Origin of the sequence: Corynebacterium gottingense (assembly GCF_007559235.1) — a bacterium.
In the GTDB taxonomy this organism is placed as follows: Bacteria; Actinomycetota; Actinomycetes; order Mycobacteriales; family Mycobacteriaceae; genus Corynebacterium; species Corynebacterium gottingense.
The window spans coordinates 20,558-44,326 of sequence record NZ_VMHH01000013.1 but is presented as its reverse complement, the minus strand read 5'-3'; the positions used below and the strand labels follow the sequence as shown (position 1 = coordinate 44,326).

Sequence of the window (23,769 nt, the reverse complement as noted above, 5' to 3'; positions counted from 1 at the left end):
TCACAAGCAGCGCCACCGGCACACACCAACCACACCAAACGTGCAGCCAGCACAACACAGGCACGCAACCAATCCACAAACAAAAGTACATTGGCACACTATCGAGTTCTCAAACAACACACGCACACCAGACCAACCAGTCAAACACAACCAATCAGTGCTCGGCAGCGGAAAACAACGTTACACACAAGGTAAACAAAAGTCAAAATCGAGTAAAACCTCAACCAAACTCAAGCAACCAAGCCCGCAACACTGTGAAATTATTTCGTTCCCTCCGAGCGACTCACTCGCTCTCGGCAACGAGGAAATACTTAACCACGAACAACACAAACACGCAAATCCCCAGCACACAACAGGTTTTTGGGCAAACGAAAACCGCCAACAGCTCGCTTACACGAAAGCTGATGGCGGTTGATAGCGGTGAGGAGCTATCCCACCTTCTTGGCACCGGCGAAGTTCTTCTTTCCGCGGCGGAGGACCAGCCACGCGCCGTGCAGCAAGTCGTCACTTCCGGGCTTCCATTCCTCGGTTGCCACCCGCTCGTTGTTCACGTAGATGCCACCCTCCTTGATCGAGCGACGGGCAGCGCCCTTCGAATCGGCAAGGCCTGCCCCAATGAGCAGGTCAACAATGGTGGTCTCCGCATCGCTGAACTCGAACACCTGGGTCTCCGAAACCGCGGAGGCGAGCGTCTTCTCGTCCAGGTCAGTCAGTTCCGCCCGCCCGAACAGCGCCTGCGAAGCCAGCTCAACAGCTTCGCGCGCTTCGCGGCCGTGAATGAGGTCCGTCATCTCCTGCGCAAGACGCTTTTGAGCCTCACGCTTGAACGGTCGCTCCTCCACCTCAACCTCAAGGCGATCGAGTTCTTCCTGGTCCAGGAACGTAAACCAGCGCAGGTAGCGGATCACGTCGGCATCAGCGGTATTCACAAAGTACTGGTACCACTTGTACGGGCTGGTCATCTCGGGATCGAGCCACAGCGAGCCGCCGCCAGTGGACTTGCCAAACTTCTTACCCTCGGAGTCGGTGACCAGCGGCACCGTCAGCGCGTGCACCTGCTCGCCGTCCATGCGACGGTTCAAGTCCACACCAGCGACAAGGTTGCCCCACTGGTCACCTCCACCAACCTGCAACACGCAGTCGTGGTTGCGACGAAGCTGCACGTAGTCATTCGCCTGCAGCAGCATGTAGGAAAACTCGGTGTACGAGATGCCGTCGTTTTCCAGGCGGCGCTTCACCGTGTCGCGGCCAAGCATCGTGGACAGGGAGAAATGCTTGCCCACGTCGCGGAGGAAGTCGATGACTGACATGTCCTTCGTCCAGTCGTTGTTGTTCACCAACAACGCGCCGTTCTCACCCTCAAAGGAGACGAATCGCTTGAGCTGACCGCTGATACGTCCAGCCCAATCCGCAACCGTGTCGGAGGAGTTCATGGTCCGCTCCCCTACGTCGCGGGGATCACCAATCATGCCGGTGGCGCCGCCTGCTAGCACGATCGGTCGGTGCCCCGCCTCCTGGAAGCGCCGCAGCATGAGCAACGGCACCAGGTGGCCGGCGTGCAGCGACGGGCCCGTCGGGTCGAAGCCGCAGTACAGGCTGATCGGCGATTCCGTCGCGGCGCGCAGTGCATCCAGGTCGGTGGACTGGTTGATCAGTCCGCGCCATTCGAGTTCTTCAACAATGTTTGTGCTCATCGGTGTCCTTCGCGCGTGGAAATGCGCAGTCGTCTCGGGTAGTTGAATTCAGCTGATGCGGTGAGGTCTTAGGCTGCGGGATAGGGCTCGGCTTCGTCGATAAGGAGCACCGGGATCCCGTCGTCGATGCGATACGCGATGTTGAGGCGCTCGTTGACCAGCAGCTGTTCGTCTTCCTTGTACGTCAGTGGGCCCTTGTCCTTCGGGCAGGCCAGGACGTCAAGGAGTTTCGGATCGAGACTCATGGGGATCATCCTACTTGTACGGGCTCGTCCCCGACGTGTCGGGATCGGAGGGAGGGTCAACGGTGGCGTCGTCAAGCGAAACGGGCCCCTGCAGCGCCTCCTTGAGGTACGAAGCCTGCGAATCCAGGGCGCGGAGGTTGTTGTCAAGGATGCCTTGCTTGACGCGGTTCACCGCGTCGTACATCGTGCGCAGCGAATCGATGCAGCGCATCGACGCCTCGCGCCCGCGGTACTGGGGCGCCTTGAGGTAGGTGTCGACAACCTCGGGGAGGTAGACCTTTGACACATTGTACACGGTCTGCTGGTGTTCGGGCGTCGGCGTCAGGCTCTCCCACTGCGAGAGCACGAAGCGGGTGACCGACTGCAGCTTCATCGCCTCGTTGTACACCGGCGGTGGCACGTTTGCCCGGTGCAGTTTGGCCAAGTTTTCCTTGATTGACTCATCAATCATGGACTCAGTCGAGGTCGTCTCAGCCGCCGGGAGCGCCTTTTGACTATTCGACGGCGTGAGCAACGCGCCCGCTCCGTACGCGACTCCGGCGGCGACCGCCCAGGGAATCACTCCGAGCGCCCCCACCAGGCCGAAGACGGCGAACGCCCCGGTGGTGACCGCGGCCGCGATCATGCCGACCTGGTTTTTCGGCGAGGCGAAATAGTCCCATTTACTGGTAGCCACGGATCTCCTTAAACGTCTCGGCCAAGTCGCCGTTCTGGGCGTCGAATACCTTACCGCCGGTGAGCTGAGCCAACTGCTCCATCTCGCCCCGGTTCGCTTCACCGTACAGGATCACAAAGACCGGGATACCAGACCATTCGGGATGCTGCCCGTAGTCCGCAACGAACTGATCGTAGAACGGTTCGGCGGTCGCCTGCCCGTCGGACAGGAGCACGACCGTGGGCGTCCGGGTCTTCTCGTTCTGGTCCTGCGTCGACTCGCTCTTCGCCTTCGCCGCAGCTTGCTGGGTAAGCACCTGCTCAAGCGCGGCGTAGGTCGCGGTGTACCCGCCCGGCTCGAGGTTGTTCACAAAGGCGTCAAGGTGTTCGCGGGACGCAGGGTCCGCATCAGCAATAACGCTCGAGGCGCCTTCCTCCAGTGCATCATTGAACGGCAGGAGCTCGACGTTTTCCCTGTCGCGGAAGGAGACATCACCGGTCGACGTAGCAGCAGTGCCGCCGATGAGCTCGTGCATGATCCGCTTCAGCGACGCCAGGCGCTCGCCCTCCATCGAGCCTGAGGTGTCCAGCAGGAATGTTGATTGGCCGGGCATGCGGAACTCTCCGTTGTACTGGTCCAGCAGCTGCGTCGTGACGTTCTCCGTGGCCGGGAACGGCAGCTCGATCGGAGTGTGCCGCGCGAGCTCAGCGGGCAGAGTATCGACGCCCTGCACCGGGCGCCGGTACGTATCCGCCACCTCTTGCTGGTGTTCCTGGAACCAATCCGCAAGCTCACGGACCGCCTCACCCGAGCCCGTATTCTGCGGGTGCTTGAGCGCACTGAGCGGGTAATCCGCGGTGATGGTTCCGTCGGCGGGGACCACCACCTCGATGTCCTGCCCCGCGTTCTTCAACTGGTAGAGCGTCGACTCATAGTTGAAGATCGCGTCCGCCTTCGTCGGATCCTGCGCAAACGTGTCCGCGAGCCAGCCGGAGGAGCCAGACGAAATCGTCTGGGAGGAAAAGAAGGTTTGCAGCTGCGGGGCAACCCGGTTGATGTCCTCCTCCGTCAGCGCGAGCCCGGTATCGGCCAGCGCCGTCGCGGCGGAGACCACCGTGGAAAAGCCGGAGTTCGACGCCGTGGGGTCGGTCATTCCGAAGGACAGCTCGCCGGCATCGGCAGCGGCAACGAGGTCATCCCAGGTCGGCGGGCTATCCACCCAACCCTTCTGTTGCGCCAGATCGCTGCGAACTCCAAGCGCGATCGGGGAATTGGCCAACGGGTACTGGTCCGCCAGCGCGTCAGAGGCGCCGATCAGGTCCGCGTAGCGGTTGGTGGCAAACCAGGTGGCGTCGTACGTGCCGTCGTACCCGCCGTCCTTCAGGCCCTGTGAGTTCTCCAGGGTGCCTCCGTCGTAGCTCACGCGGATGTCCATACCTAGGTCATCAGCCGCCTGTTGGATCAACGGTTCAAGATCCTTCAGCTCGGTCGCGGCGAGAATGTGCAGCGATGCGTCACCACCACCGCCGGACCCACCCGATCCTCCCAGGCCACCTGATTCACCGCCGAGGCTCATGCAGCCGGCGGTTACAGTCACCATGAACAGCGCTGAAAGAACGGCAAGTAGTTTCTTCATAGGGTGGCCTCCTCATTGGCTGGTGGTTGTCCGCTGTAGCGTTGCCCGACGGCGTCGAGAAGCTGCTCGAGGCGATCGAAGGTCGGTGGGTCGACGCTGTTGACGTAGTCGGACGGCCCGGGCAGTCCGTGCGCTTGGAGCTCGTCCGCGAGCGAGCCGCTCTCAGCCGGGCGGAAACCGTGCTTCGCAGCGAGCCGCTGCAATTCCGGATCAGTACTCAGCAGGTGGCCGAACTCCTTGCCCTTGTCCGAGATGCCGACGATGCCGTGGTTTGCCACCACGGTCGGCTCGAGGCGCAGGAGGACCATGTCGTCGCGAACGCGCGAGTTGTCCTTCATCTGCTCGCCAAGGAACTGGGCCTCGTAGACCAGGACCAGCGGCGTCGAGCCCATGCCCTGGCTCAGGTAGTCGCGGAAAGGCGCGGATGAAGACGACTCCGAGTACCCCTGCCCCACGAAGAACGGCGAAATCTTGTCCACCAGTTCCTCGGTACTCATCCCCGGATTTTCCTGCTCAAACTGCCAGGTCAGCAGCGAGAGGTACATGGCAGCGGAGTTTGAGGTGCGAATGTCCGTCGTGCTCACCTGCACCTGGCGCGGGGACGGGAAAGTGTCGCCGAGGTCGCGCCACCGCTTCCCACTTTCCGCGAGCTTGATGTATGCGCCCATGTCAAAGGCGTAGCCGTCGCCCGTGTTGCGCACCACGCCCTCCTGCTCGAGCAGGTCCACGATCGGCTGCCAGGTGGCGATAGCCATCGGGGTAAAAAACGGGTAGTCCACCGAGTAGCTGCCGCCCTGGCTCTTCACCTTTTGGGCTGCCGGCCCGGACGACGGGAAGACAAAGTCCTGCTTGTCCAGGTCAGTGTTCGTCGCGATTTGACGCGAGCCCGCAGTGGAAAACTTCACGGTGTAGCCGAGCTCCGCGAGCCGGTTGCTGACTTCCGGGTCCTCGAAGTAGTCGCGCTTCTCCGAGCCGATAATTCCCTCTACGGTGGTGGTTCCGGCACCACCACCGTCGCCGCCTCCGAAGTTCAGCCAGCGTATCGCGTTGTTCTCGCCGCGGGCATCGCTCAGCGCAAGCCCGATCATCACGATGAGCACAACCGCGATGATGATCGAGACTATTGCAGAGAAAGACCGCTTCCCTCCGTTGGTGTCGCTCATGCACCCAGCATAAGCTCTGCGCGGTTGTGGCGCAGGTCATTGCGCCAATGCCGAGGTTACGCGCCCCGCACCGGCGCCTCCGCCCACGCACGGAATGCCGCGTTCGCCTCGGAAACGCGTTGCCGCTGCTCATCCACGCGCACCTTGGCGGTGCCGCCCCGGGTATCGCGGGATGCCACGGCCCCATCGATCGTGAGGACTTCACGGACCTCGGGGGTCAGTCGCTTATCGACGCCCACCAGCTCCTCATCCGTCAAATCGATGAGGTCCACACCACGCTCCTCGGCGATGCGCACACACGCGCCCGACGCCTCGTGCGCTTCGCGGAACGGCACACCCTGGCGCACCATCCACTCCGCGAGGTCCGTCGCCAGCGTGAAGCCGGCGGGCGCGAGCTCGCGCATGCGGTCCTCGTGGAATACGAGCGTGGAGACGAGCCCGGTCATCGCGGGCAGCAACACCCGCAGCTGGTTGACCGAATCGATCACCGGCTCCTTGTCCTCCTGCAGGTCGCGGTTGTACGCCAGCGGCATCGCTTTCAGCGTGGCGAGCAGGCCGGTCAGGTTGCCCAGGAGACGGCCCGTCTTGCCGCGAGCTAGCTCCGGCACGTCCGGGTTCTTCTTCTGCGGCATGATCGAGGACCCGGTCGACCAGGCGTCGTCAAGCGTGATGTAGCCGAACTCCGGGGTCGACCACGCGATGAGCTCCTCGGACAGCCGCGAAATATCCACGGCGATCTGTGTGAGCACGTAGGCGGTCTCCGCTGCGAAGTCGCGCGAGGCGGTGCCGTCCAGCGAGTTGTCGGATGCGGAGTCGAAACCGAGCTCGGCCGCGATCGCTTCAGGGTCCAGGTGCAGCGACGAGCCCGCCAGCGCGCCCGAGCCGTAGGGCGAGACAGCGAGGCGCATGTCCGCGTCTTGGATGCGCTCGAGATCGCGCAGCAGCGGCTGCGCGTGCGCCAGCAGCGAGTGCGCGAGCAGGATCGGCTGCGCCGCCTGGAAGTGGGTCTTGCCCGGCATGATCGCGTCCGGGTGCGCGGAGGCCTGGTCGACGAGCGCATCGATGAGCGCGCTGACCTCGACGGCCACGCCGCGCAGCGCGTCACGGCACCACATGCGGAACATCGCGGCGACCTGGTCGTTGCGGGAACGGCCTGCGCGCAGCCGTCCGCCCACCTCGGGGCCGACCCGCTCGATCAGTCCGCGCTCCATGGCGCCGTGGACGTCCTCGTCCGTCGGGGCCGGGACGAAGGAGCCGGCCGCCACGTCGCGCCCGAGCTGGTCGAGACCGTCGAGCATGGTGTGCAGGTCAGCGTCGGAAAGCAGCCCTGCCTTGTTGAGCACCTTCGCGTGCGCCTTGGACGCGAGCACGTCGTAGGGTGCGAGGACCCAGTCAAAGTGGGTGGACACGGAGAGCGCGAACATCGCTTCCGAGGGGCCGCCGGAGAAGCGGCCGCCCCACAGCGCGCCTTCGTTGGTCTTGTGCTGTTCCATGGCTATTTTTCCTGCTTCTCCTGGGCGCCGGCCTCGCGGTCGCGCTTGTTGGCAATCTGGGATGACAGGCCGTGCAGGCGCACGAAGCCCTTGGCCAGGGTCTGGTCGAAGGTATCGCCGGTGTCGTAGGTGGCCAGGTTGAAGTCGTAGAGGGAGTGGTTGGAGCGGCGGCCATTGACGGTCGCCTTGCCCGCGTGCAGCTCCATGCGGATGTCGCCGGTGACGTGCTCCTGGGTGGAGTCGATGAAGGCGTCGAGCGAGCGCTTCAGCGGGCCGAACCAGAGGCCGTCGTAGACCTCCTCGGACCAGCGGGCGTCGATCAGGCGCTTGTAGCGCGCAAGCTCACGCTCAACGGTGACGTCTTCAAGCGCCTTGTGCGCGGTGATCAGCGCAACCGCGCCCGGTGCCTCGTAGACCTCGCGGGACTTGATGCCCACCAGGCGGTCCTCCACCATGTCCAGGCGGCCGATGCCCTGCGCGCCGGCGCGACGGTTGAGCTCCTCGATGGCCTCGAGCACGGTGACCTTACGGCCGTCGATTGCAACGGGCTTGCCGCCCTCGAAGGAGATGATGACCTCGTCCGGCGCGTTGCCCATCGCCGGATCCTCGGTGTATGCGTAGAGATCCTTTGTCGGCGGGTTCCACAGGTCCTCGAGGAAGCCGGTCTCAACGGCGCGGCCCCACACGTTCTGGTCGATGGAGAACGGGGACGCAGCTGACTGCTCGATCGGCAGGTCCTTGCCCTCGGCGTACTCGATTGCCTTATCGCGCGTCCAGGCGAAGTCGCGAGCCGGGGCCACAATCTCCAACTCGGGGTCTTGGTTGAGGAAACCGACCTCGAAGCGGACCTGGTCGTTGCCCTTGCCCGTGCAGCCGTGGGCGACGTGGGTGCCGCCGTGCTCCTGGGCGGCCTTCACCAGGTGCTTGACAATCAGCGGGCGCGAAATCGCAGAAACCAGCGGGTACTCGCCCTGGTACATACCGTTCGCTTTGATGGTGGGCAGGCAGTAGTCCTCAGCGAACTCGTCCTTCGCGTCGACGACGATGGACTCGACGGCGCCGCAGTCCAGGGCGCGCTGGCGGACGGACTCCATGTCCTCGCCGCCCTGGCCCAGGTCGAGGGCGACGGCGACGACGTCGGCATCAAGCATTTCGCCCAGGTAGGAAATGGCGACGGAGGTGTCCAGACCGCCGGAGTATGCGAGTACGACGCGATTGCTCATGAGAAGTAGCTCCTTCAATAGTGTTCGAGGTTGTTCAAGTTGTGACACACCCGGTTACTGAGGTTACCCGGGGATGTGTGTTTCCTGTGACCCGCTGCTGCGGAACACGCTATTCGTTGGCGGGGTGCGCGTGGCCGAAGATCTTTTCGCCCAGTTCCTTACCGCTGAGCGGCTCCCGAGCCAGGACAAAGATCGTGTCGTCGCCCGCGATGCAACCCACGACTTCGTCGAGGCCGACGCGGTCGATGTAGCTGGCCAAGTACTGCGCGGCGCCGGGAGGCGTGCGCAGGACCGTGGTGTTGCCGGTGTAGTCCACCGAGACGACGAGTTCCTCGATCATGCGGCGCAGCTTGTCCCGCGGCCCGGTCTGCACGACGGAGAGCGACCCCGTGTCCGAGGTCACCGTGTAATACGCACGGCCGCCTCCAAGGGGACGGATCTTTTTCGCCCCAAGCTCATCCAGGTCGCGCGACAGCGTCGCCTGGGTGATGTCGATGCCGTCGGCCTGCAAGAATTCGGAGAGTTGCGCCTGCGAAGACACCCGTGTGCTCCCGATGATCTCAAGGATGCGGGCCTGTCGCGCCGTGCGCGATACGGGTTGGGTCATACCTGGTGTTCCTCCTCATCTTGGTGTTCCATGAGCCACGCCAGCAATGCTTTCTGGGCGTGCAGCCGGCTTTCCGCCTCGTCGAACACGCGCGATTGCGCGCCGTCGATCACCTCCGCCGTGACCTCGTTGCCACGGTACGCAGGTAAGCAGTGCAAGAATACGGCATCCTCCGACGCGCGTGCCATGACCTCTGCGTTGACCTGGTAGGGCAAAAACGGGGTCCGACGATCCAACCCGTCGTCCTCCATGCCCATGGACACCCACGTGTCCGTGATGACCACGTCCACGCCGTCCACCGCGGCCAGGTCGGCGCTCACCGTGACCGTCGCGCCGGTCTGTTCGGCGCGCTCACGCGCCCGCTGCACAAACTGCTCCTTGGGCTGGAACCCCTCGGGCGCGACGATGGCAATGTCCACCCCCGCGGTGGCGAACCCGAGCATGTAGGAATTCGCCATGTTGTTGTCGCCGTCGCCCAGGTACGCGGCGCGCAGCCCCTTGAGGCGGCCGAAGTTTTCCTGGATAGTCTGCAGGTCCGCGAGGATCTGGCAGGGGTGCAGGTCATCCGACAGCGCGTTGACCAGCGGGACCGTCGCGGTCTCGGCCATCGCGTGGAAGTTGTCATGCGCGTAGGTACGCCACACGATCGCGTCAACGAACCGCGACAGCACCGCCGCCGTGTCCTGCAGCGTCTCCCCCTTCCCCATCTGGGAGTTGGACGTGTCCGTGATAATCGCGTTCCCGCCCATCTGGTGAATGCCCACGTCGAAGGAGAAGCGGGTCCGCGTGGACGTCTTGTCAAAGAGCACGGCCACAGACCTCGGCCCCTCGAGCGGGCGCTTCGCGTACGGGTCGCGCTTCATCTCAGCGGCGAGCGCGAGCACCTCGGCCTGCTCGTCCGGCGTCAGATCGTCATCAGCCAAAAAGTGCCTGGTCATGAGTCGTTCCTTTCGTTCTCGGTGGCGTCGGCAAGCGCGAGCGCGATGCGCTCAACGGCCGCATCAATGTCATTGTCCGTGATGATGAGGGGCGGCGTGAGTCGCACCACGCTTGTCGACGGAGCGTTCACAATCACTCCCCGCTCCAGCCCCTTCGCCACCACGTCCTTGGCCACGGGCCGGTCGAGCACCACCCCGAGCATAAGGCCGCGACCGCGCACCTCCTGCACGCCGGCCAACGCCGCGACCGACGCAGCAAGTTTCTCCCCCTTGCGGCGCACCTCCGCGAGGAATGCGTCATCAACAGTGTCCAGCACCGCGTTCGCCGCAGCGCAGGCGACGGGGTTGCCGCCGAAGGTCGTGCCGTGCGAGCCCGGGGTGAACAGCTCCGCGGCCTTCCCGCGCGCGAGGACCGCGCCGATGGGCAGGCCGGCACCGAGCCCCTTCGCCATGGTCACCACGTCCGGGACGACGCCTTCGTGCTGGAACGCAAAGAATTCTCCGGTGCGTCCGATGCCGGTTTGGACTTCGTCGATAAGCATGAGCGCCCCGGACTCGTCGCACAGTTGGCGGACCTGGGTGAGGAAATGCTCGGGAGCGGGGATGACGCCGGTTTCGCCCTGGATCGGCTCGAGGATGATCGCCGCGGTGTCACCCGGGTTTACGGCCACGAGTTTGCGCAGGTAGTCGATGTCGCCGTAGGGGTAGAACTCCACGCCGGGGGGCAGGGGCTCGAACGGCGCGCGCTTCTCGGGCTGGCCGGTAAGCGCGAGCGAACCCATCGTGCGGCCGTGGAAACCGTTCACCGCGGCAAGGACGCGCGAGCGCCCAGTCAAGCGAGCAAGCTTGAACGCTGCCTCGTTCGCCTCGCCGCCCGAGTTGCAGAAAAACAGTCGCGCAGAATCGTCGCCACACCGCGCCTTGAGCTTCTGTGCGGCCTGCACCACCGGCTCGGAGGCGAAGAGGTTAGAGACGTGGCCCAGCTTGCCAATCTGTTCGGTGACGGCGTCGATCACCGCCGGGTGGGCGTGGCCCAGGGAGTTGACCGCGATGCCAGCCAACATGTCGATGAACTCGGCGCCCTGCGGGCCAAAGACCCGCGCGCCCTCGCCGCGGGCGAGCTCCACGGGCGGCGTGCCGTAGGTGTTCATGAGCGTGTCGCCCCAGGCCGCGAGCGCTGGTTGCGCGGAGTGCGTCTGCTCGGTCATGCGTTTTCATCCTTCCTGAACACAGTGGTGGCCGTGCCCTCCGGGTAGTTGTTTACGTCAAAAGCGTCCGGGAACACCATGGTGCCGATACCGCCCTCGGTGAGCAGCTCCAGCAGCACGGAGTGGGCAATGCGGCCGTCAATCACGTGCGCGGCGCGCACTCCCCCTTTCACCGCCGTCAGGCAGGCCCCCATCTTGGGGATCATGCCGGAATCCAGGTCTGGCTTCATGCGCTCAAGCTCCCGGACCTGGATCTTGGACAGGAGCGAGTCCTTGTCCGGCCAGTCGGTGTAGAGGCCCTCCACGTTGGTGAGCACAACCAGGCGCTCCGCGCCGATCGCCTTGGCCAGCGCGCCGGCAGCCTCGTCGGCATTGATGTTGTACACGTCGCCGCCCTCGCCTGGCGCGATGCCGGAGACGACGGGGATCCGGCCGGCCTCGATGATGTCCATCACTGCCGAGGGGTTCACGTCCGTGATCGTGCCGACCAGGCCGATGTCGGTGGGTTGCCCGTCGACGTCGACAAGCCTGCGCTTCGCGGTAAACAGCCCGGCATCCTCGCCGGAGGTCCCCACCGCGTAGGGGCCGTGCGAGTTGATCTTGCCCAGCAGGTCGCGGCCGACTTGGCCGAACAGGACCATGCGGACCACGTCGAGGATCTCCGGCGTGGTGACGCGAAAGCCCCCAACAAACTCCCCGCCATCGAGGCCCAGCCGCTTCAGCATCGCCGAAATCTGCGGCCCGCCACCGTGCACGACGACGGGTTTTGCGCCCACCGTGCGCAGAAACACCATGTCTGCGGCGAACGCGGCCTTCAGCTGCTCATCAATCATGGCGTTGCCGCCGTACTTGACCACGACGATCTTGTCCCGGTAGTGCTGCAGCCACGGGAGGGCCTCCGCGAGAACGTGCGCGCGGTCCTCGCTGCTGAGATGCTTCAAGGGTTTCAGCGGCTGCGCCGGAGTTGGTTCGCTCATTGTGCTCGGTGCCCTTCCTGCTAGGAGCTGTACGCGGAGTTGATCTCCACGTAGTCATGGGACAAGTCGGTGGTGTGGACCGTCGCGGTGCCCGGCCCCCCGGTCCCCAGGTCCACGCGGACGTCGATGTCCACGCCGGAGAGGTCGACGTCGCGCGCGCCGGGCGTTCCGGTGGAGCGCTCGCACACCGGCTGCCCGTTGAAGTACACGGAGATGTTCTCGGGGTCCATCGCTGCGTCCGCCATGCCGACCGCCGCGAGGGTGCGGCCCCAGTTCGGGTCGGAGCCGAACATGGCGCACTTGAACAGGCTGTCGCGGCCCAGCGTGCGGGCGGCGTTGAGTGCGTCGTCATCGCTCGCGGTGCCGGTCACCGTGATGTTGACGCGCTTGGTCACGCCTTCGGCGTCGGCCTGCATCTGGCGCGCCAGCGAATCGCACACCGCGTGGATCGCGCGATCCAGCTCGTCCTGGCTCGGGGTGACCCCGCTCGCGCCGTTGGCCATCACGATGACCGTGTCGTTGGTGGAGGTCGAGCCGTCAATATCGACGGTGTCAAACGTCACCTTCGTCGCCTTGCGCAGCGCGGCGTCCAGCGCCTGGGGTGTCGCGGCAGCGTCCGTAGTAATGCACACCAGCATCGTGGCGAGCGAGGGCGCCATCATACCCACGCCCTTGCCCATCGCCCCGACCGTCCAGCCTTCGCCGCGGTAGCCAGCCTCTTTCCGCACAAGGTCCGTCGTCAAAATCGCGTCAGCCGCCGCCTCGCCCTGCGCCTCGTCGTCGCCGAGCAGGGGCAGCAGCTTTTCGACGCCACCACGCACCTTCCCCATGTCCAGCAGCTCCCCAATTAGCCCGGTCGAGCACACGGCCACCTCCGAGGGCTCGACACCGAGCGCCGCTGCGGCGAGCGCCTGGGATTCGCGCGCGTCCGCGTCGCCCTGCGCACCGTTGCACGCGTTTGCGTTCCCGGAGTTGTACAGCACCGCGCGCAACGCGCCGTCTGCCAGCGCCGCCTGTGACAGCTTGACCGGCGACGCCTTCACGCGATTGCGCGTAAACACCGCGGCCGCAGCGTCATTCGGTCCGTCGTTGACCACGAGTGCCATGTCCGACTTCCCCGACGGCTTGATGCCCGCCGCAGTCGCCGCAGCGCGGAACCCCCGGGGGGCGGTCACACTCAGTCGGGGCGCTTCGGCGGTGTCGTGGGTACTCGGTGAGGGGTGTGGGGTTTCCATGGTGTCTCGCTTTCTGTGTAAAGGTCGCCGCGCGGGTGGCGTTGTAGGGATGATCTTCCGGGTGTGCCCGGGCTAGGGGGCGACGCCCTGCCGTGGCAGGCCGGCCGTCTCGTCCAGTCCGAGAGCGAGGTTCATGCACTGCACTGCCGCGCCGCCGGTGCCCTTGGTCAGGTTGTCTATGGCGGATGTGGCAAGCAGTACTCCGGCGCCCTCGTCGACCTCAACCTGGAGGTGGCACATATTTGCACCCACGACGTGCTGCGTCTGCGGGTGCGCGCCTTCCGGGAGGACGTGCACGAACGGTTCGTCGCCGTACGCCGACTCGTACGCCGCGCGAGCGGTGGCGGCGTCGACCCCGCTCCGCAGCGGCATGGTCACGGTGGTGAGAATGCCGCGCGGAAGCGGTGCCAGGACCGGGGTGAAGCTCACGGTGACGTCCTCATCCGTGGCCTCGGCGATGTTCTGCGCGATCTCCGGGTTGTGCCGGTGCGCACCTGCGGTCTTGTACGTCTTGAGCGAGCCCATCGTCTCTGCGCCGAGCATGGCGACGGACGCCTTCTTGCCGCCGCCCGAGACCCCGGTGATAGCCACAACGCGGAGATCGGGTGCCGCCAACCCCGCTGCAACGGCCGGGTAGGCAGCGAGGGTCGCGCCGGTTGGAAAACAGCCGGGGACGGCCACGCGGGTCGCACCGCGCAGCTGGTCGCGGTGACCGGGCATCTCCGGTATGCCGTAAGGCCAGCTGCCCGCGTGCGCGGAGCCGTAGTAGCGCTGCCACGCGGCGGCATCACGGAGACGGAAATCCGCCGCGCAATCGATCACGATCGTCGTGTCCGGCAGCTTCGCGCCAATTTCGGCCGAGAATCCATGCGGCAACCCGAGAAAGACGACGTCGTGCCCGCCGAGCACCTCAACCGAGGTCGGCTCAATGACTCGGTCCGCCAGCTGCGGGAGGTGCGGCATCAGCTCCGCAACGGACTGCCCCGCCGTGGAGTTTCCGGTCAGTGCGCCAATGGTAAGGTCGCCCGACTCGTACAGGGGGTGGCGCAGGAGCAGACGGAGGATCTCTCCGCCCGCGTACCCCGTCGCTCCGGCGACTGCTACGTTGAGTGTCATACAGACACCCTACGCTTTTATGCAGTCGACTGCAAATTATTCACTCTTTGCTTAGCCGCGCATCTCAGCGCCAAAGCGAGACTTGGCCGCCTCCGCTGCCGCGAGGCGGGCCTCGGAGGCCTCGTCCTCGGTCAGCGTACGGTCCGGCGCGCGGAACACCAGGCCGAACGCCAGGGACTTCTTGGCTTCGCCGAGCTGTTCGGAGCGGTAGACGTCGAAAAGCGTGACACCCTCGAGCAGCTCACCTGCCCCCTCTTCGAGGACCCTGCGGACCTCCTCGGCCGGCACTGCCTCGTCGACGACGAGCGCGATGTCCTGGTGCAGCGCCGGGTAGACGGACAGGATGGGGGCCGGGAGGACCTCCGCGAACGGCAGCGCGGAGAGGTCGAGCTCCATCGCGCACACGCGCGGCGGCAACTCGAGTGCCTCCAGGATCTGCGGGTGGAGCTCGCCGGCGTGCCCCACGACGGTCTCTCCGACGCGCAGCTCGGCACAGCGGCCCGGGTGCCACGGCAAGTACTCCGCAGCAGCAACCGTGAGCTCAACGCCTGCGGCGCGGGCCACGACCTGCGCCGACTCGAGTGCGTCTGCCCAGGTGTAGGCGCGAGCCTGTCCGAACGGGCCTGCCTCCTCGGCGTTGCCCAGCGCGACGGTTGCCACATGCAGCGGCTGATGCGGCACCGAATCCAGGATGCCGGAGATCGTCGGCTCGTCGGGGCGAGCTTCCACGCTGGGCAACGGCGAGGCTTCCGCGCGCTTGAACGCCGTTTGCGCCACCGAGTAGATCGCGACATCAGCGCGACCGCGTGCCACGTTCTTCCCCACGGCCTCGAGCATCGCCGACAGCAGCGTCGTGGCGAGCACTCCGTAGTCCGTATCCAGCGGGTTCTGCACCTTTACGGTGTTGCGGCGCGGGTCGTCCTCGTCCAGGCCCCAGGTGTCGAAGGTGCCGTTTGCCATGAACGGGGTGGGGATAACCTCGGCGTAACCGGCGTAGGCCAGCGCGTGCGTCACGGCGCGGCGGCGCTGCTGCGCCGGGGTCAGACCGCGGCCACCGCGCGGGGTGGGCAGGATGGACGGGATGTCGTCCAGCCCTTCCAGGCGCACGATTTCCTCGATCAGCTCGACCGGGACGGTGAGGTCGCCGCGCCAGGTGGGCGGGGTGACAGCCAGGACGCCCTCGGCCGCTTTCTCCACGGCGCAGCCGACCTCCTCCAAGCGACGCACGACCGTCTCCTCGGCGTACTCGACGCCGATGAGCTTGGACGGCGCGGCCGGCGGCAGTTCGATGGACTCGCGATGCGGGACCGCGCCGACGAGGGTGCGGCCAGACGTGATCTCGCCGCCTGCGATGCTGGTCAGCAGTGCGCACGCAACGTCCAGGGCTACCTCCACGATGGCCGGGTCGACGCCACGCTCGAATCGGCGCGACGCCTCCGAGCTCAGCTTGTGGTGGCGCGCGGTCTTCGCCACCGTGAGCTCGTCCCAGCTGGCGGCCTCGAAGTACACGTTTGCCGTCTCGTCCGAAATCTCAGAGGTGACGCCGCCCATCACGCCCGCGAGGGACTGGATGCCCGCGTCGTCGGTGATGACCACGTCGGAGTCCAGCAGGGTGCGCTTCGTGTGGTCCAGCGTCTCAAACTCCTCGCCCACCAACGCGTTGCGCACGTGCAGGTTGCCGGAGATCTTGTCCGCGTCAAAGGCGTGCATCGGCTGGCCGAGGAGCAGCATGACGTAGTTGGTCACGTCGGTCGCAGCGTTGACGGAGCGGATGCCGGAGAGCATGAGCTCGCGCTGCATCCAGAACGGGGCTTTCGCTGCCGGGTCAATGCCCTCGACCTTGGCCAGCCCGAAACGGCGAGCGCGGGTGGAGTCGTCCAGGGTGACGTCGATAAGCGCACCCTGCACTGCGGGGACCTGCGAGGTGTCCACGGCTGCAACCTGCGGGTCCGCGGCGGGATCGGTAAACGCGAGGTTGAACGCGGAAGCGATCTCGCGGGTCAGCCCGCGCGCGGAAAGCGCGTAACCGCGGTCCGGGGTGATGTTGACGTCAAAGATCGTGTCATCGAGCTGGAGGATCTCGCGGGCATCATCGCCCGGCTTGCCCATGCCCTCGGGCAGGGTAATGATGCCGTCACTCTTCGTGGTCATGCCGAGCTCCGCGGCGGACGCCATCATGCCGTTGGAGTTGTGGTCATAGGTCTTGCGCGCGGAGATGGCAAAGCCACCCGGCAGGACCGCGCCCGGCAGCGCTACCACGACGTAGTCGCCAAGCGCGAAATTCCGCGCACCGCAGATGATGCCCTGCAGTTCGCCGGTGCCGTTCGCATCTCCCACGTCAACCTGGCAGTATCGGATCGGCTTCTTAAACCCGGTGAGCTCTTCGATCTCGGCGACGCGCCCCAGCACGAGCGGGCCGGTGGTTTCTTCGATCGGCGCGTAGCCCTCCGTTTCGAAGCCAACGCGGACGAAGCCTGCGTCCAGCTCCTCGTCGGTGACGGTCCAGCCCTCGTTGCCCGCGTTGCGCAGCAGGCGAGTGATCCAGTTTTTGGAAATCAGCATGTTGTCCTTGTCCCTTCTCTCCTATTGCCTGCTTACGCCTGCACGCCGAACGGCAGGGTGAAGCGCACGTCGCCCTCGACCATGTCGCGCATGTCCGTCAGCCCGTTGCGGAACTGCAGGGTGCGCTCCAGGCCCATGCCGAAGGCGAAGCCCTGGTACTCTCCCGGATCCACGCCGACAGCGCGCAGCACGTTCGGGTTGACCATGCCGCAGCCGCCCCACTCGATCCAGCCTGCGCCGCCCTTCTTGTTTTCAAACCACACGTCCACCTCAGCGCTCGGCTCCGTGAACGGGAAGTAGTTCGTACGCATGCGGGTTTTCGCCGCCGGCCCGAACAGCGTCTTGGCCAGGTGGTCCAGGGTGCCGCGGAGGTGCGCCATGGTCAGCCCCTTATCCACGGCCAGGCCCTCAATCTGGTGGAACACCGGAGTGTGTGTGGCGTCAAGCTCGTCGGTGCGGAAGACGCGACCCGGGCACGCGATGTACAGCGGAACGTCACGGTCCAGCATGGAGCGCACCTGCACCGGCGAGGTGTGCGTACGCATGACCTGTTTGGAGCCCGGCTCACCAATGTAGAAGGTGTCCTGCAGGGTGCGCGCGGGGTGATCCGGGATGAAGTTGAGCGCGTCGAAGTTGAAGAATTCCGCCTCAACCTCCGGCCCCTCGGCGATTTCCCAGCCCATGCCGACAAAGATGTCCGCGATCTGCTCGCTCAGCGTGGTGATCGGGTGCATCGCCCCGACCTGCCCGCGAGTCGTCGGCAGAGTGACATCCACCGCTTCTTCCTTGAGCTGCTGCGCACGGTACTCGGCCTCGCGCAGCTCGCGCAGCTGCGCGAAGCGCTTCTCGACGCGCCCGCGCGCCATATTCACCATCCGACCAGCGTCCTTGCGCTGGTCCTTCGGAAGGGTGCCCAGGGCCCGCCGCGCCCGCGGGATAAAGGCCTTCTCCCCCAGATGCTGCCTATGCGCCTCTTCCAGCGCCGGCAAGTCTGCCGCGTTCTCAAACGCTTCGATCGCCGCCGCGGCAGCGCTGTCTAGCGCCTCCTCGGTCAGTTGAATCTCCGGGGTCTCGGACACGCTCGTCCCTTCCACTTGTCTGGTGATATTTCAGCGCACACAAGCATACCCGCGCATACACTTCAATTGTCCGACGCCTGCAGAGACAACTTCGAGGGCGCGCACCGCCCTGCGCGTCTTCTAGTCCTGGCCGAGCACCTTGGAGGACTCCCACATGCACATTGCTGCAGCTGTGGCGAGGTTCAACGACTCCGCGCTTCCTTTGATTGGAATTGCCACCCGGTGGTCAGCCAGTTCCAGGATCTCGTCGGGGAGCCCGTGCGCTTCGTTGCCGAAGAGCCACGCAGTCGGTTTCGCGAGCACCTCCCCCGCTGCGTCGAGGGAGACTTCACCGTCCATGGCGGTCGCGACGATCTGCAAGCCTTTGGCGCGCAACTGACCCAGGACGTCCTTGATGTTTCGTTCGCGTGCGACGGGGAGGTGGAACAGCGAACCGGCGGAGGAACGCACGACCTTGGAAGATTCCGGGTCGACCGTCTCGCCGGCAAAGATCACGGCATTCGCTCCAGTCGCATCGGCAATGCGGATGATGGTGCCCGCGTTGCCTGGGTCGTTCGTTTCCACTCCTACGGCGACGAACTCTGGGGTCCCGCGCAGCGCCGCGCCGACAGTCCACAGCGACGGCTTGCACACGGCGAAGAGCCCGGTGGTGTGGACCGTATCAGACATGTGCTTCGCTGCCTGATCAGTGATGGCGTGGGTGAACACGTCCATGTAGTCCGCCGTGGTGATGATGTCCGCGAACTCGTCTGCGGCACGCTCTGTGGCAAAGAGATCGGTGGCCGCGCCCGTCGCCACAGCCGCCTCAACTGAGTTTGCGCCCTCCACCAAGAAGCGGTTCGCCTTCTTTCGGGCCTGCGCCCGGTGCAGCTTCGCCGCGTTGACTACTCGGGGGGTGCGCTCAGTAAAGGGTTGCGTGAAATCAAGGCTCATGGCCTTGCATTCTACCGGCGTGCTACCGCAGCAACGGCACGCCGTCCGCGTCTGCGGAGTAAAACCCGCTGCGCGTGAAAATTCGGACGAGGTCGCACAGTACCCAGATACCCAGCACCCCCAACACGACAAAGCCCACCAAGAAGAACATCGTAAACCAGCCGAAGATGTGGAGCCCCAACTGGACGAGCCCCCGCTTGGTGTAGCCCAGGTAAAAGTTGTGCGCGCCGAAAAGCCCAAAGAAAAGGCACAGCAGGACAGCAAGGGGCCACGCGCGGGGCTGCCTCACAGGCTGCACGGGTCCGTTTGACGTGCGAAGTTTTTCGTAGTGATCCGACAGCGCGGGAGCGCCCGGCCTGCCGCCGTAGAACTGCCTGGTGCGCGCCCACTCGTTGGCAGCCGCGCCCTGCTCGTCCCAATACCAGTCGTCTGCACCTTTGCCGTGTGCGCTGGGGTACCCGCTCCCGTAGGGGCCGTTGTTGTTGCTGCCGTTGTCGTAGGGGTTCGTCATGTCCCACACCTTACTCAGGCACCCGAACACACTCGGACATGCGAAACGCCCACCCCGACCCGTTCGCAAGTGCGAGGGTGAGGTGGGCGTCGATAAGCGAAGGGTGCTTACGCGGCCTTCGGAGCGTTCACGTCCTCCGGGAGGGCGTTCTTGGCAATCTCGCAGATCGCGGAGAACGCAGCGAAGTCGTTGACGGCAAGCTCGGCGAGGATCTTGCGGTCGACCTCGACCTCGGCCAGCTTCAGGCCGTGGATGAGGCGGTTGTAGGTGATGTCGTTCAGACGAGCAGCGGCGTTGATGCGCTGGATCCACAGCTTGCGGAACTCACCCTTGCGCTTACGACGATCGCGGTAAGCGTAGGTCTGGGAGTGCAGCCACTGCTCCTTGGCCTTGCGGTACAGGCGGGAGCGCTGGCCGCGGTAGCCCTTCGCGGACTTGAGGATTGCGCGGCGCTTCTTCTTGGCGTTGACTGAACGCTTCACACGTGCCATGAGTCAAACTTCCTTTACTTATTCGGTATTTGTGCTGGTTACAGGGCGCTGGTTGAACTATGCGCGGCCAAGAAGGCGCTTCATGCGCTTCTGATCTGCCCGTGCGACGTCAGTGGTGCCGGACAGCTTGCGGCGACGCTTGGAGGACAGCGACTCGTTGAGGTGGCGCTTGCCGGCCTGTTCGCGGCGCAGCTTGCCCTTGCCGTTGACCTTGATGCGCTTTGCGGTGCCCTTGTGGGTCTTCTGCTTCATGGTAAAAGCCCTTCAGAGTTGAAAATGTGTGCTACTTCTTGCCCTTGCGAGCCGGCCCGAAGACCATCGTCATGTTGCGACCGTCCTGCTTCGGACGAGACTCGACCACGCCCAGCTCACCGATGTCATCTGCAAGACGCTCGAGGAGGCGGTAGCCGAGTTCCGGACGCGACTGCTCGCGGCCACGGAACATGATGGTCACCTTGACCTTGTTGCCCTTCTCCAGGAAGCGCTCGACATTGCCCTTCTTCGTCTGGTAGTCGTGCTCATCGATCTTCGGGCGGAACTTCTGTTCCTTCACCACGGTCTGCTGCTGGTTCTTGCGAGCCTCGCGGGCCTTCTGATCCTGCTCGTACTTGTACTTGCCGTAATCCATGATCTTGGCCACGGGCGGCTTGGCCTTCGGCGCGACCTCGACCAGGTCGAGGTCCGCGTCGTACGCCAACTTGCGGGCATCATCCGTGCGGACAATGCCCACCTGCTCGCCGGACGGGCCGACGAGGCGAACTTCCGGTACGCGGATTCGTTCGTTGATCCGAGCTTCAGCGCTGATGAGAACTCCTAAAGACGAGAATGACAATGTGATCGCTACCAAGCCCCAAGCGACGTCATCCCACGCGAAAAACCCGCTAGCGTTTACGCCAGCGGGAGTTCATCCGTTCAGCATGGCAGACTTCCTGCGTGTGCCATACCGTTGACCCGTATCCTGCGCTCCAGCGCGGCGTGGGGTGGGAGTAACTCCACTTGCGGCCCGTACACCTGAATCAGGAGCACTGGGCGGTAGTGGTACTTACATTAGCAACCATTGCGGGAGAACCCAAATCGCACGCCGAGACGGGCTGCTTCGATTCTCCGCACCCCCACCCAGGCAGCTAGTGCAGGACCTTGTGCAGGTACTCGCCCGTAAACGATCCTTCCACCGCTGCCACGTCCTCGGGTGTTCCCTGCGCAACCACGGTGCCGCCGCCGGATCCGCCCTCCGGGCCCATGTCGATGATCCAGTCGGCGGACTTGACCACGTCGAGATTGTGCTCGATAACCAGGACGGTGTTGCCCTTCTCCACCAGGCCATTGAGCACGAGCATCAGCTTGCGGATGTCCTCGAAGTGCAGGCCGGTCGTCGGCTCGTCCAGGATATAGATGGTCCGGCCGTTGGAGCGCTTTTGCAGCTCGGTTGCCAGCTTCACGCGCTGCGCCTCGCCACCGGACAGGGTCGTCGCGGACTGTCCCAGGCGGACGTAGCCGAGGCCGACGTCGACAAGCGTGGCGAGATACCGGTGAATGGAAGAAATCGGTTCGAAGAACTCGGCGGCCTCGGAGATCGGCATCTCCAGCACCTCCGCGATCGTCTTTCCCTTGTAACGGACCTCGAGGGTCTCCCTGTTGTAGCGCGCGCCGCCACACACCTCGCAGGGCACGTACACATCGGGCAGGAAGTTCATCTCGATTTTGATGGTGCCGTCGCCGCGGCAGGCCTCACACCGGCCACCCTTGACATTGAAGGAGAAACGCCCCGCCTTGTACCCGCGCACCTTCGCCTCCTGTGTTTCGGCAAAAAGGTTGCGAACTTTGTCAAAGACGCCCGTGTACGTCGCCGGGTTCGAGCGCGGCGTGCGCCCGATCGGGCTCTGATCTACCTGGACCAGCTTGTCCAACGAGTCCAGCCCCTCCACGCGTTTGACGCGGCCGGGAACCTGGCGGGCGCCGTTCAGCTCGTTCTGCAGGGTCTTCGCCAGGATCTCGTTGACCAGGGTGGACTTGCCGGAGCCGGACACGCCCGTCACCGCGACGAGCAGGCCGAGCGGAATCTCCACGCTGACGTTATTCAGGTTGTTCTCGCGGGCCCCAACCACCTTGATCTTCCGGTCCTTATCCAGCGGTCGCCGCTGCGCAGGCACCTCGATCTTCTTGCGGCCGGCGATGTAGTCGCCGGTGAGCGAGCCTTCCGCCTCGACGAGTCCGTCGGGCTCGCCCTGGTAGACCACCTCGCCGCCGTACTCACCGGCGCGCGGGCCGATGTCAATGAGCCAATCCGCCTCGCGGATCGTGTCCTCGTCGTGCTCCACCACCACGAGTGTGTTGCCCAGGTCGCGCAGCTTCTTCAGCGTGGCGATTAGCCTGTTGTTGTCGCGCTGGTGCAGGCCGATGGAGGGTTCATCCAGCACGTACAGCACGCCAGCAAGTCCTGAGCCGATCTGCGTGGCCAGGCGGATACGCTGCGCCTCGCCGCCGGAAAGCGTCCCGGCGGAACGCGACAGCGTGAGGTAGTTCAGGCCCACGTCCAGCAGGAAGTGGAGCCTTGCCTGGATCTCGCGCAGCACGGCACCGGCGATCATCTCCTCGCGGTACCCCAGCACCAGGTTGTCCAGGTATTCCGACGCGTCCTCGATGGACAGCTCGGTCAGCCCGGCAATCGAGCGCTCGCCGTGCGTTGTGGAGTCCAAGCGCACCGCCAGGATCTCCGGCTTCAGGCGCGCCCCCTTACACGTCGGGCACGGGACCTCACGGGTGTAGGCGAGCAGGCGCTCCTTCTGCGTGTCCGTCTCCGCCTGCTCGAGCTTCCGCTCCAGGTAGCCAATCACGCCTTCGTACGCGGCGCTGAAGGAGCGCTGCCTGCCGTAGCGATTCTTGTACCGCACGCTCACCTTGGTCTTCGAGCCGTTGACCAGGTGCTTCTGCTGCGTCTTGGTCAGCGAGGAGAACGGCACGTGCGCGTCGAAGCCCTCCTCCTTGGCCAGCGCCTCGATCAGCCGCTCGAAGTACTTCTTGTTCGGGCTCGAGTTCCACGGCTGGAACGCGTCGACCGCCGGCGCGTCCGGGTCCGGGATGACCAGATCGGTGTCAATCTCCTTGCGCATCCCCAAACCGTCGCAGGCAGGGCACGCGCCGAACGGGGAGTTGAAGGAGAACGCGCGGGGCTCGTACTCCTCCACGTCCAGCTTGTGGCCGTTCGGGCAGGCCATCTTCTCCGAGAAGATCTGTACGCGGTCCGGGTCGTCCGCGTCCAGGCCGACGAACTCGAAGCCGACGAGCCCGTCGGCAAGTTTCAGCGCGGTCTCGACGGAGTCAGTAAGGCGCTGCTTCTGGCTCTCCTTCACCTGCAGGCGGTCCACGACGACGTCGATCGTGTGCTTGATCTGCTTCTCCAGCTTCGGCGGCTCGGAGAGCTGATAGGTCTCCCCGTCCACGTTCACGCGGGAATAGCCCTGGGAGGCCAGGTCTGCGAACAGGTCCTGGAATTCGCCCTTGCGCTTGCGCACGATCGGCGCGAGCACCTGGAACTTTGTGCGCTCCTCGTACTCAAGGACCTGGTCGACGATCTGCTGCGGCGTCTGCCGCTGGATCACTGCGTCGCACACCGGGCAGTGCGGCGTCCCCGCGCGCGAGTACAGCAGACGCAGGTAGTCATAGATTTCCGTGATCGTGCCCACGGTCGAGCGCGGGTTGCGGTTCGTGGACTTTTGATCGATGGACACCGCGGGGCTGAGCCCGTCGATGTAGTCCACGTCAGGCTTGTCCATCTGCCCCAGAAACATGCGGGCGTACGAGGACAGGGACTCCACGTACCGGCGCTGGCCTTCCGCAAAGATCGTGTCGAACGCCAGGGAAGACTTGCCCGAGCCGGAGAGCCCGGTAAACACGGCCATCTTGTCTCGCGGTAGCGAAATGTCGACGCCCTTGAGGTTGTGTTCGCGCGCGCCGCGCACAGTCAGCCATTCGGCCACGTCACCACGTCCCTTCCCTAGCGGTT

General features: G+C 64.9%; 22 protein-coding genes. 1 reads left to right on the top strand and 21 read right to left on the bottom strand.

Annotation, left to right across the window (positions count from 1 at the left end):
* The coding region (locus FPH17_RS11045) for a hypothetical protein (protein ID WP_208722083.1) at positions 1-415 on the top strand (415 nt) is incomplete at its 5' end.
* Between the two features lie 13 nt (positions 416-428).
* On the opposite strand, the gene tyrS is transcribed toward FPH17_RS11045, so the two are convergent.
* From tyrS to uvrA, 21 genes are all read right to left on the bottom strand, one after another.
* On the bottom strand, positions 429-1,694 hold the full coding sequence (gene tyrS, locus FPH17_RS11040) for a tyrosine--tRNA ligase (protein WP_154880578.1): 1,266 nt from the start codon (positions 1,692-1,694) through the stop codon (positions 429-431).
* Between the two features lie 68 nt (positions 1,695-1,762).
* Entirely contained in the window at positions 1,763-1,939 is a 177-nt protein-coding gene (locus FPH17_RS11035; protein ID WP_095278855.1) for a Trm112 family protein, read from the bottom strand.
* Positions 1,940-1,949: 10 nt separating this feature from the next.
* Positions 1,950-2,615, bottom strand: a complete 666-nt coding sequence (locus tag FPH17_RS11030) for a hypothetical protein (RefSeq protein WP_154880576.1) — start codon at positions 2,613-2,615, stop codon at positions 1,950-1,952.
* Complete coding sequence (locus tag FPH17_RS11025; RefSeq protein ID WP_154880574.1) at positions 2,602-4,230, bottom strand: extracellular solute-binding protein; 1,629 nt, start codon at positions 4,228-4,230, stop codon at positions 2,602-2,604. Before FPH17_RS11025 ends, FPH17_RS11030 begins: the two co-directional genes overlap by 14 nt.
* A complete protein-coding gene (locus tag FPH17_RS11020) occupies positions 4,227-5,393 on the bottom strand; it encodes a hypothetical protein (RefSeq protein ID WP_154880572.1) in 1,167 nt (388 codons plus the stop codon). The genes FPH17_RS11025 and FPH17_RS11020 overlap by 4 nt, the downstream gene beginning before the upstream one ends.
* Positions 5,394-5,449: 56 nt before the next feature.
* Entirely contained in the window at positions 5,450-6,886 is a 1,437-nt protein-coding gene (gene argH, locus FPH17_RS11015; protein WP_154880571.1) for an argininosuccinate lyase, read from the bottom strand.
* 2 nt (positions 6,887-6,888) lie between these two features.
* Complete coding sequence (locus tag FPH17_RS11010) at positions 6,889-8,109, bottom strand: argininosuccinate synthase (RefSeq protein ID WP_154880569.1); 1,221 nt, start codon at positions 8,107-8,109, stop codon at positions 6,889-6,891.
* 109 nt (positions 8,110-8,218) lie between these two features.
* Positions 8,219-8,716: an arginine repressor gene (locus FPH17_RS11005; RefSeq protein WP_095278849.1), complete on the bottom strand. Its 498-nt coding sequence runs from the start codon at positions 8,714-8,716 to the stop codon at positions 8,219-8,221.
* Positions 8,713-9,654: an ornithine carbamoyltransferase gene (argF, locus tag FPH17_RS11000; protein ID WP_154880567.1), complete on the bottom strand. Its 942-nt coding sequence runs from the start codon at positions 9,652-9,654 to the stop codon at positions 8,713-8,715. Before argF ends, FPH17_RS11005 begins: the two co-directional genes overlap by 4 nt.
* The gene (locus FPH17_RS10995; RefSeq protein ID WP_154880565.1) at positions 9,651-10,862 is read right to left on the bottom strand and encodes an acetylornithine transaminase; all 1,212 of its coding nucleotides are present in this window, start codon (positions 10,860-10,862) and stop codon (positions 9,651-9,653) included. Before FPH17_RS10995 ends, argF begins: the two co-directional genes overlap by 4 nt.
* Positions 10,859-11,839 (bottom strand): acetylglutamate kinase, encoded by a 981-nt coding sequence (argB, locus tag FPH17_RS10990; protein ID WP_154880563.1) that lies wholly within the window; start codon positions 11,837-11,839, stop codon positions 10,859-10,861. Before argB ends, FPH17_RS10995 begins: the two co-directional genes overlap by 4 nt.
* A 20-nt stretch (positions 11,840-11,859) precedes the next feature.
* A complete protein-coding gene (argJ, locus tag FPH17_RS10985) occupies positions 11,860-13,074 on the bottom strand; it encodes a bifunctional glutamate N-acetyltransferase/amino-acid acetyltransferase ArgJ (RefSeq protein ID WP_154880562.1) in 1,215 nt (404 codons plus the stop codon).
* 72 nt (positions 13,075-13,146) lie between these two features.
* Positions 13,147-14,190, bottom strand: a complete 1,044-nt coding sequence (gene argC, locus FPH17_RS10980; RefSeq protein WP_154880560.1) for an N-acetyl-gamma-glutamyl-phosphate reductase — start codon at positions 14,188-14,190, stop codon at positions 13,147-13,149.
* 51 nt (positions 14,191-14,241) lie between these two features.
* Complete coding sequence (pheT, locus tag FPH17_RS10975; protein ID WP_154880558.1) at positions 14,242-16,752, bottom strand: phenylalanine--tRNA ligase subunit beta; 2,511 nt, start codon at positions 16,750-16,752, stop codon at positions 14,242-14,244.
* 32 nt (positions 16,753-16,784) lie between these two features.
* Positions 16,785-17,831, bottom strand: coding sequence for a phenylalanine--tRNA ligase subunit alpha (gene pheS, locus FPH17_RS10970; RefSeq protein WP_154880556.1), 1,047 nt, complete (start codon positions 17,829-17,831; stop codon positions 16,785-16,787).
* A gap of 120 nt (positions 17,832-17,951) precedes the next feature.
* On the bottom strand, positions 17,952-18,764 hold the full coding sequence (locus FPH17_RS10965; RefSeq protein WP_154880554.1) for a TrmH family RNA methyltransferase: 813 nt from the start codon (positions 18,762-18,764) through the stop codon (positions 17,952-17,954).
* A gap of 22 nt (positions 18,765-18,786) precedes the next feature.
* Positions 18,787-19,275, bottom strand: coding sequence for a TM2 domain-containing protein (locus tag FPH17_RS10960; protein ID WP_154880552.1), 489 nt, complete (start codon positions 19,273-19,275; stop codon positions 18,787-18,789).
* A 107-nt stretch (positions 19,276-19,382) separates the two neighbouring features.
* Positions 19,383-19,766 (bottom strand): 50S ribosomal protein L20, encoded by a 384-nt coding sequence (gene rplT / locus FPH17_RS10955; RefSeq protein ID WP_095278839.1) that lies wholly within the window; start codon positions 19,764-19,766, stop codon positions 19,383-19,385.
* A gap of 57 nt (positions 19,767-19,823) precedes the next feature.
* Complete coding sequence (gene rpmI, locus FPH17_RS10950) at positions 19,824-20,018, bottom strand: 50S ribosomal protein L35 (protein WP_095278838.1); 195 nt, start codon at positions 20,016-20,018, stop codon at positions 19,824-19,826.
* A 31-nt stretch (positions 20,019-20,049) separates the two neighbouring features.
* Positions 20,050-20,598, bottom strand: coding sequence for a translation initiation factor IF-3 (infC, locus tag FPH17_RS10945; RefSeq protein ID WP_205691350.1), 549 nt, complete (start codon positions 20,596-20,598; stop codon positions 20,050-20,052).
* Positions 20,599-20,890: 292 nt separating this feature from the next.
* Complete coding sequence (gene uvrA / locus FPH17_RS10940) at positions 20,891-23,743, bottom strand: excinuclease ABC subunit UvrA (protein WP_154880550.1); 2,853 nt, start codon at positions 23,741-23,743, stop codon at positions 20,891-20,893.
* Between the last annotated feature and the right edge of the window lie 26 nt (positions 23,744-23,769).

Bases quoted from the DNA above. Each gene is read 5' to 3' on its own strand.
- tyrS (WP_154880578.1), bottom strand. From the start codon at position 1,694: ATGAGCACAAACATTGTTGAAGAACTCGAATGGCGCGGACTGATCAAC.
- FPH17_RS11035 (WP_095278855.1), bottom strand. From the start codon at position 1,939: ATGAGTCTCGATCCGAAACTCCTTGACGTCCTGGCCTGCCCGAAGGAC.
- FPH17_RS11025 (WP_154880574.1), bottom strand. From the start codon at position 4,230: ATGAAGAAACTACTTGCCGTTCTTTCAGCGCTGTTCATGGTGACTGTA.
- FPH17_RS11020 (WP_154880572.1), bottom strand. From the start codon at position 5,393: ATGAGCGACACCAACGGAGGGAAGCGGTCTTTCTCTGCAATAGTCTCG.
- argH (WP_154880571.1), bottom strand. From the start codon at position 6,886: ATGGAACAGCACAAGACCAACGAAGGCGCGCTGTGGGGCGGCCGCTTC.
- FPH17_RS11010 (WP_154880569.1), bottom strand. From the start codon at position 8,109: ATGAGCAATCGCGTCGTACTCGCATACTCCGGCGGTCTGGACACCTCC.
- FPH17_RS11005 (WP_095278849.1), bottom strand. From the start codon at position 8,716: ATGACCCAACCCGTATCGCGCACGGCGCGACAGGCCCGCATCCTTGAG.
- argF (WP_154880567.1), bottom strand. From the start codon at position 9,654: ATGACCAGGCACTTTTTGGCTGATGACGATCTGACGCCGGACGAGCAG.
- FPH17_RS10995 (WP_154880565.1), bottom strand. From the start codon at position 10,862: ATGACCGAGCAGACGCACTCCGCGCAACCAGCGCTCGCGGCCTGGGGC.
- argB (WP_154880563.1), bottom strand. From the start codon at position 11,839: ATGAGCGAACCAACTCCGGCGCAGCCGCTGAAACCCTTGAAGCATCTC.
- argJ (WP_154880562.1), bottom strand. From the start codon at position 13,074: ATGGAAACCCCACACCCCTCACCGAGTACCCACGACACCGCCGAAGCG.
- argC (WP_154880560.1), bottom strand. From the start codon at position 14,190: ATGACACTCAACGTAGCAGTCGCCGGAGCGACGGGGTACGCGGGCGGA.
- pheT (WP_154880558.1), bottom strand. From the start codon at position 16,752: ATGCTGATTTCCAAAAACTGGATCACTCGCCTGCTGCGCAACGCGGGC.
- FPH17_RS10965 (WP_154880554.1), bottom strand. From the start codon at position 18,764: ATGAGCCTTGATTTCACGCAACCCTTTACTGAGCGCACCCCCCGAGTA.
- FPH17_RS10960 (WP_154880552.1), bottom strand. From the start codon at position 19,275: ATGACGAACCCCTACGACAACGGCAGCAACAACAACGGCCCCTACGGG.
- rplT (WP_095278839.1), bottom strand. From the start codon at position 19,766: ATGGCACGTGTGAAGCGTTCAGTCAACGCCAAGAAGAAGCGCCGCGCA.
- rpmI (WP_095278838.1), bottom strand. From the start codon at position 20,018: ATGAAGCAGAAGACCCACAAGGGCACCGCAAAGCGCATCAAGGTCAAC.